This window comes from Tunturiibacter empetritectus (assembly GCF_014201375.1).
Taxonomy (GTDB): domain Bacteria; phylum Acidobacteriota; class Terriglobia; order Terriglobales; family Acidobacteriaceae; genus Edaphobacter; species Edaphobacter lichenicola_D.
The window spans coordinates 36,077-43,009 of sequence record NZ_JACHDZ010000011.1; the positions used below are offsets into that span (position 1 = coordinate 36,077).

At 54.7% G+C, this 6,933-nt stretch carries 10 protein-coding genes; 5 read left to right on the plus strand and 5 right to left on the minus strand.

The window, feature by feature from the left end:
* Positions 1–10: 10 nt before the first annotated feature.
* From HDF10_RS20340 to HDF10_RS20355, 4 genes are all read left to right on the plus strand, one after another.
* On the plus strand, positions 11–1,147 hold the full coding sequence (locus HDF10_RS20340; protein WP_183816784.1) for an alkene reductase: 1,137 nt from the start codon (positions 11–13) through the stop codon (positions 1,145–1,147).
* Between the two features lie 122 nt (positions 1,148–1,269).
* Positions 1,270–2,052, plus strand: a complete 783-nt coding sequence (locus tag HDF10_RS20345) for a hypothetical protein (protein ID WP_183816786.1) — start codon at positions 1,270–1,272, stop codon at positions 2,050–2,052.
* Positions 2,053–2,089: 37 nt separating this feature from the next.
* Positions 2,090–2,359: a hypothetical protein gene (locus tag HDF10_RS20350; protein WP_183816788.1), complete on the plus strand. Its 270-nt coding sequence runs from the start codon at positions 2,090–2,092 to the stop codon at positions 2,357–2,359.
* A 94-nt stretch (positions 2,360–2,453) separates the two neighbouring features.
* Positions 2,454–2,726 carry a glycosyltransferase family protein gene (locus HDF10_RS20355; RefSeq protein ID WP_183816790.1) on the plus strand — a complete coding sequence of 91 codons (273 nt, stop codon included), beginning with the start codon at positions 2,454–2,456 and terminating at the stop codon, positions 2,724–2,726.
* A gap of 50 nt (positions 2,727–2,776) precedes the next feature.
* Here the strand turns inward: HDF10_RS20355 and HDF10_RS20360 are convergent, their stop codons facing one another.
* The 3 genes from HDF10_RS20360 to HDF10_RS20370 form a co-directional block, all read right to left on the minus strand.
* Positions 2,777–3,163: a hypothetical protein gene (locus HDF10_RS20360; RefSeq protein ID WP_183816792.1), complete on the minus strand. Its 387-nt coding sequence runs from the start codon at positions 3,161–3,163 to the stop codon at positions 2,777–2,779.
* 196 nt (positions 3,164–3,359) lie between these two features.
* A complete protein-coding gene (locus tag HDF10_RS20365; protein ID WP_183816794.1) occupies positions 3,360–3,881 on the minus strand; it encodes a cupin domain-containing protein in 522 nt (173 codons plus the stop codon).
* Positions 3,882–4,064: 183 nt separating this feature from the next.
* On the minus strand, positions 4,065–4,691 hold the full coding sequence (locus tag HDF10_RS20370; RefSeq protein ID WP_183816796.1) for an NAD(P)-dependent oxidoreductase: 627 nt from the start codon (positions 4,689–4,691) through the stop codon (positions 4,065–4,067).
* 156 nt (positions 4,692–4,847) lie between these two features.
* Here HDF10_RS20370 and HDF10_RS20375 point away from each other — a divergent pair, with 156 nt between their 5' ends.
* Positions 4,848–5,534, plus strand: a complete 687-nt coding sequence (locus HDF10_RS20375; RefSeq protein ID WP_183816798.1) for a TetR/AcrR family transcriptional regulator — start codon at positions 4,848–4,850, stop codon at positions 5,532–5,534.
* A 237-nt stretch (positions 5,535–5,771) separates the two neighbouring features.
* On the opposite strand, the gene HDF10_RS20380 is transcribed toward HDF10_RS20375, so the two are convergent.
* Entirely contained in the window at positions 5,772–6,692 is a 921-nt protein-coding gene (locus HDF10_RS20380) for an alpha/beta hydrolase (RefSeq protein WP_221271931.1), read from the minus strand.
* 15 nt (positions 6,693–6,707) lie between these two features.
* The coding region (locus tag HDF10_RS20630) for a hypothetical protein (RefSeq protein WP_221271933.1) at positions 6,708–6,933 on the minus strand (226 nt) is incomplete at its 5' end.

Genomic DNA, 6,933 nt, shown 5'->3' on the forward strand with positions numbered 1-6,933 from the left:
GAGGTAAGCAATGACAACGACAAAGCAATCCGCTCTCTCCACGCCTATCCAGTTGGGTGCGACTAAGTTGAAACACCGGGTCATTATGGCCCCACTCACACGCTCTCGCTCGATCCAGCCGAACTCCGTTCCTGGCGAACTGATGGCGGACTACTATTCCCAGCGCGCCTCGGACGGCGGCCTGATCATTGGCGAAGCTACGAACATATCCTTGACAAGCCGCGGCTGGCTGGGGTCTCCCGGGCTCTATTCGGACGAGCAAGTTCAGGGCTGGCGAAAGATCCTCGATAGGGTTCATGCCAAGGGCGGTCTGATGTTTGCCCAACTCTGGCACACCGGCCGTGCCTCGCATGTCTCCATGACAGGTGGAGCAACACCGGTCACCGCATCCGTCAATCCATCCTATTGGGAGAACCCTGCCCAGGTCGTCTCGACCCCGGATGGATGGATACAGCCGTCGCCCCACCGGGCCCTGGAGTTGTCTGAGATTCCCTTGATTCTCGAGGATTATCGAAAGGCCGTGGAACGTGCGAAACAAGCAGGGTTTGACGGTGTTGAACTCCATGGCGCAAACGGCTATCTGATCGACCAGTTTCTCCAGGATGGAAGCAACCAGCGGACCGATCAATACGGCGGTTCGATTGAAAATCGAGCTCGTCTGCTGCTCGAGGCCGTAGGTGTTCTGGTGTCTGTATGGGGCAGCGAACGGGTGGGTGTCCGCGTCGGACCCGGAGGGAGCTTCAACGCGATGTTTGATAGTAATCCAGGCCCCTTGTTCTCCTACGTTGCTGAGCAACTGAATGCGTTCGATCTTGCCTATCTACACATCATCGAGCCGAGGGTCAGGGGTAACACTGTGATTCATGAAGGTCAGGGTCCGATCGCTTCAGAGCAGTTGCGGAAGATCTTCAAAGGCAAGATCCTCGCCGCGGGAGGCTTTGAGCCCGGGACGGCTGAGGCTGCGGTCGAACAAGGTGTCGCGGATGCGGTCGTATTTGGTCGTTATTTCATCTCAAATCCGGATCTGCCGAGGAGAATCCAGGAGGGGCTTCCGCTCGCCGAATATGACCGGAGCACTTTCTACACTTTTGATGAACATGGATATAACGATTACCCCGCTTTCGTGCCTGAACTTGCTGAGAAGTAAGCCGAGGCGAGCGGCGTAGATGGACCACGCCGCTCACTCGCTACTGACCTAGCGGCCTATCTTCATTCGCTGAGCCAGGCCCGCGCGATGACTTGCCTGTTGAGCTCAAGAGAGAGGTTTTCATGGTTCTACGTCTGTTGCATGCATTCCTTGTCGTCACCTTTTTCGCCGTGATGGTTGAGTCTTCCGGGGCGACCACGGTGACTATTCACACAGAAGATGCACGAGCAACCCTCAAGGCGATGCAAGATCACTCTCTGACCAAAGATGAGGCGACAAAGATTGCCACGATGCATGGCAATCAGGCTGTTATCCGCAAGCTTCAAGAATTCAAGATTCCTGCGACAGTCCAGACTTTTGCTGATGCTTTATATTCGGCGGCTCATGATCAGGCTGCCCGCGGCCTCGCAGAACAGGCTATCGGGCTCGATCATGTGAAGCTTAACATACCCTTGATTGTCGCGCTCCTCGACGAGATACAAGCCCATCCCCGCGTGTTTGAGCAGCCGATCCAGCGCGCATTGCAATGTTCACGCCTTCCAACGCAAATATTCATCTTGACGGCTATGTCGTTGCCTCTGGCGATGGAGGCGGTTACGCATTTGGCGACACTGATTTTTTCCTCAACGTCGGCATCGTCGACGACCTTGTCGTGGCAAAGAGCACGACAGTCCATGAAATGTATCACGCGGTTCAGGGATTTTATGCACCAGATCGTGAGCCGAAGAGCGGCCCTTCTAGCGGATCGCCACAAACATCCTGTTCGAACGTTGAACACCTCTTCGGGAATTTATATGAGGAAGGATCCGCTAGGTATGTCGAAGAATTCTCGCTTATGTCCCAGTCCCACTCGCCGGCAGCCAAGCAAATGCTTTCAGATATCGAAGACGGCATATTTCGCGTGAAGCCGGCGCGACGCTGTTGGATATGTCTGTTGGGTCCTTGGCTGCCCGTCAATCTCTTCCGTATGACGACGTGTATGCAGTCGGCTTCCTTGGACATGGATTGCTTTACGGCATTGGTTATGTGATGGCCAAGGCAATTGTCGATAGCGAAGGCTATGGAGGGCTTATAACCTCTCTGCGTCAGCCACCTCATATGTTTGTGCTCCGCTACATCCAGCTACCCCAGTACGGAGCCGATAAAGACCATCCCCGACTTGGAACGAACACGATTAAAGCTGCTCATCGTCTCGAACATTTGTGCAAATGATTTCAGAAGCAGTTCCAAGCCTCGCAAGAGTGATATCGATGCCACCGCGCTTATAAAGAACAATCGAATTCTCGCGTTGTTGAAGGAGCTTTAGATGAAGATCGCTTTCGTTAGTCTTCCCGTTGCGGGACACCTGAACCCTATGTCGGCGCTTGCCGCAAGGGTGCAGTCCGACGGGAATGAAGTCGTGTTCATTTCGGTGGCGGATGCTGAAGCACGCGCAGTTGCAGCCGGTCTGCGTTTCGTAGCTGTGGGAACCGATCACCTGCCGCTCGGAAGCACCAAGGCTGTGGAGCAGCAATTCAGCACGATTCAAGGAGGAGAACGAGGAATTGGTCAAAACTTCGGCGGTTCGATTCGAAGCTGATCTAATCGGCTGTTAAAACCGCGCGATGAATTTAACAAGCGGAAGATCCCCTAGCGCCAGCCTGGCGAGCTCTCCCGCGCTAACCGCCACCAGACCAACATAAACAACACTGCCAGCGCAAGGTCAATGCCGCCGAAGTACAGATCGCTATGATCCAGCCTGCCGTGACGGTATAGCACCATCGCGCCGATGCCGAAGCTCAACTTCTCGATCACGGCGAAAGGAATGACCGGACGCAGCCGCACCGGCTGGTACGCGATCGCAAGGAACAGGAGTTGCCACACCAGTGTCACCCCGACGAATCCGTAAAAGAACATCGGATGCGTGATCGGCGGTGGATCCTGCTGACCGATTGCTTGCTCCATAAAGTACAAGGGTGCTATGGAGATCACTCCATAAACACCCGAAATATTGAATACCCAGCGCGAAAATTTCATTGGCCGCTCCTCGAGAGATACCAACCCTTGCTTTCGACAAATGATAAACGCGGATTAGACTCGCGTCCCACAAACCCGGAGACTCCGCGAGGACAGTCCGCTGCTTTTTCAAGAAAGAGGCGGAATCGTTTATGTCGCCATCACTGCGCGGGTACATCTCTTGAGTTCGAAGGTGAACTCAAGAGATGCACCCATACTAAGCATGGTCTGCGACAAGGAATGTCTGGTTCTTTTCCATGGATTTGGTCAATTTCTCAAAGTCGGCCTGGGTGAGTTGAGTGGGCAAGAAGTCTGTCCTGCCATCCGGATGCACCGCATCCTTCATCATTCGCTCGTGGTGATACGTTGAGACACTCAGCACGCGGCACGGACGCTCACTCTTATTGAAGAACGAGTGAGGCGCATTGGGTCGCACCATCAGACTCTCTCCGGCTTCGCACGTGTCCCACTCAGTGACACCCTGGTTGTTCCAATAGCCGATCGACAGATCGCCTTCCAGCACGTAGAAAAACTCTGCAAATGGGTGCCTATGAAGGGGAATACCCATACCCGGCACAACCGTCATCTCAAAAATGGAAAAGGTATAGCCCGTGTTTTCTCCCAGTGCCCTCCATAGCAACTGCATAGGCCCGATATCCAGCACTGGGCCACATGTTTTGTTGTTCTTAACAACGTTGTGATGAATGACTTCTTCAAGCGGTGTGGGGAAGTTCGACATAAACAATCCTTTCGTGAACGAGTTGGTGCTCTGAGGTGGACACAGAGCTGGTGAGTTGCGCAGCTAGCACTCCGCTAGTGCGGTGGGTTTCACAGTTCTCGGTCGCATGAATCGTTGAAGGCGTTTACGGGGCCGATTGGATCGCCTCGATGAGAGAGGTGGGTGATCCTCACCGAGGTCTTGCTATGTGGTCGTCACGGTCACTGCCTGACGCACATACTGGCCGCTTTCCAGTTGCTGCACCATAAAGGCCGCAAGATCGGCGCGCGTGATCTTGTGCGCCTTTTCGCCGCCCTCCGTACTCAGCACCCTGGCAATGCCGGTCTTCTCGCGGTCGGTCAACATCGGCGGCCGCACGAGCGTCCAGTCCAGGTTGCTGCCTTCGATCTCAGCCTCCATGCCGGCCTTATCTATCAGCAGACCCCGCAGAAACGTCCGCATGAGTACGTGCTCGTTAAAGAAGCCAGCGTTCTTTACGCTCTCGCCCGCACCCACCATTGAAATCTTCAGCAGCCGCCGCACGCCATTGCGCCGCATCGCGTCGACAATATTGTGTGCCGCGCTCGCTTCCATCGTCGTCACCTTCCACGGCGTCTTGCCGCCAAGCGCGTCGATGACCGCATCCTGCCCCGCTACCGCAATGTCGACCGCAGCCGCGTCTAGCACGTCTCCTGCAACAACTCTGACATTCGCCTTCTTATAATGCGCGGCACCGCGCACGAAGGCCGTCACTTTATGCCCGGCGGCCAACGCCTCATTTACCAGTGCCTCTCCGCTCTTGCCCGCTGCTCCAATCACTAGAACTTTCATCGCATCCTCCTCTTGCCTCGATATGGCCGCCATCCAAATACGCGGCCTAACAATTAGAGACCTAATCTAACCATTGGTTGCAAAATAATCGCTGGTTTGTATCCAATGGTTATAAATCTACATTTGGTCGCAGTAAGCGGCCAAACAGACTAAGCTATGACAGTGACATCCACATCACCAAGTCGACGGGTAGAGCGTAAGGAGAGGCTGCGGGGCGAAATCCTTGCGGCTGCCAGCAAAATGTTTGCCGATCGCGGCTACGAAGCCGTGACGCTTCGCGAGATCGCTAAAGAGATCGGTTATACGCATGCCGTGATCTATCAGCATTTCCCTGACAAGTGGCACATTCTTGCGGAGTTGAGCCGCGAGACGATCGGGCTGATGGTTCAGGACTTCGACGCGATTGCCGCTAAGCATCCTGCACCGAAAGAGCGTCTTTTTGCGACTTCACGCGGCTTGATTCAATTCTGCATTGCCCACCCACAGCAGTTTCGCAACGTCTGGTTCGGGCCTGAGAACAGAAACGGCGTCCGTGCTGGACAATACATCGACGACCTTGGCGCTCCGCTGTTCACCCGTTTCGTACAGCTCTTTTTCGATGTCGCCAAGGATGAAGGATTGCCGAATAGGGATGACATCGTGATAGCCCACACATGGTGGTTTACGATCTTTGGCCTCGCCACACTCTTTGTTATTCAAGGAGTTGTGCCTGGATTGTCTGACCAGACTCTCGTGACCGAGCAGACGATCGCAACGCTTTGGGCGGGAGTTCAGGCGGTACCGCGATTGCCAAAGAGCGCAATCTCTAAGCGATCCGGCCGATCCAATGCCTCAAAACAATAACAGGTGCTATCTACGTGAGAAGTTCCCAAACATATCGGTGCATGCGTTTAGGGTTGTGCCTACGCGCAAACAGTAGACGATGATGGTGGTCTTCGCAGCGGTGCGTGGCAGGCTGGCTCTCAAAGCCGACATGCTCAATGCTTGAAGCCGCGCACCAAATAAGCCGTTCAGTCAACACAAGTGCGTTTATCGTGAGTTGTTTCCTGAAGTACATGGTCAGGGGGCAATGGCGATCGGCTACTTGGTCGGTGTTAGCTCCGGCGGGAAAAGGAATGTGACCGCAGGACCGAACCGCTCGCCCCAATATTTATCCTGATGCTGTCCACCCGGCTCAACGGTCAGCTTCACTTCAGGATGGTTCATTAGGCTCTTCTTCATATTCTCGGCGAGCGTTCGACTCATGGCGACGAACGCCGTGTCGAAATCAGGAAAGCCGTGTGCAGCAGCATCAGATGGAGGGACTTCCGTCGTACCCACCCCGATGGAAATGCGAGCGGGGCCTTGGACCATCGTCGACGTATCCTGCAAAACTCTTCCATTGCCAACCTGCAACGAAGTGCTTTCAAGCAAGCCCAGACCGAACGTATCAGGCTGATCGAGCAGAAGGCTCAGCGCAGCAATGGAACCCAGCGACGAACCACCCACGCCTCTATGTGTTCGGTTTGCGATCGTCCTGTAGCGCCCGTCTAGAAGAGGCAAAACCTCCCGCGTCATGAGCGCCGACAGCTTTTGCGGTGCGTCAATCAGCGCGCTATATCTGGAGTATTCGTCCTCGCGGCGGCCGGGACCAGCGTTGTCGATTCCGACCACAATCAATGGCTGAACCGCTCTTTTCGCAATCAGACTGGTCAGGGTCTCATCGATGTGCCACTCGTCCTGACCTGGCCGCGTTGTGCATCGGTCAAAAAGATCCTGCCCATCGAACATATAGAGCACGGGGTAACGCCTGGAGGAGTTTGGAGAATCGGAGTAGGCGGTCGGAAGCCAGACTCGCACCGTGCGTTTGTCGCCGTATACCTTGCTCTCCAGCGGAACCACATCGAGAGTCCCGGTGACGGTGCTCTGACAAGGTTTCGCTGGTGTCTGCGCCGTTAGCGTAAAGGCACCGAGCAGACATACCATGCAAAGACTTACGGAAGCAATACGGCGACACAACATAAAGACCTCCGGAACCTACAGTTCTACATAGGATGTGAGAGAGGGAGTGATGGGGTGCTTTTCAGCGTAATCCGAAAGCTCCGTGTTAAGTACTGAGAATGTATGGTCCGCCGCCTTGTCGCAAGCGAAAAGTGATCTAACAGGGTGGTCTGCGCAAATGTATTCGTCAATAAGGGCGAAGATGTTGTCAAGGGCAAAGATATCCTTCCCGTTGCCTGGAGCAACGCTCGGAGTCGAAGCT

Excerpts from the sequence above, each read along its gene's own strand:
- HDF10_RS20340 (WP_183816784.1), top strand. The coding sequence starts at position 11 with ATGACAACGACAAAGCAATCCGCTCTCTCCACGCCTATCCAGTTGGGT.
- HDF10_RS20345 (WP_183816786.1), top strand. The coding sequence starts at position 1,270 with ATGGTTCTACGTCTGTTGCATGCATTCCTTGTCGTCACCTTTTTCGCC.
- HDF10_RS20355 (WP_183816790.1), top strand. The coding sequence starts at position 2,454 with ATGAAGATCGCTTTCGTTAGTCTTCCCGTTGCGGGACACCTGAACCCT.
- HDF10_RS20360 (WP_183816792.1), bottom strand. The coding sequence starts at position 3,163 with ATGAAATTTTCGCGCTGGGTATTCAATATTTCGGGTGTTTATGGAGTG.
- HDF10_RS20365 (WP_183816794.1), bottom strand. The coding sequence starts at position 3,881 with ATGTCGAACTTCCCCACACCGCTTGAAGAAGTCATTCATCACAACGTT.
- HDF10_RS20370 (WP_183816796.1), bottom strand. The coding sequence starts at position 4,691 with ATGAAAGTTCTAGTGATTGGAGCAGCGGGCAAGAGCGGAGAGGCACTG.
- HDF10_RS20375 (WP_183816798.1), top strand. The coding sequence starts at position 4,848 with ATGACAGTGACATCCACATCACCAAGTCGACGGGTAGAGCGTAAGGAG.
- HDF10_RS20380 (WP_221271931.1), bottom strand. The coding sequence starts at position 6,692 with ATGTTGTGTCGCCGTATTGCTTCCGTAAGTCTTTGCATGGTATGTCTG.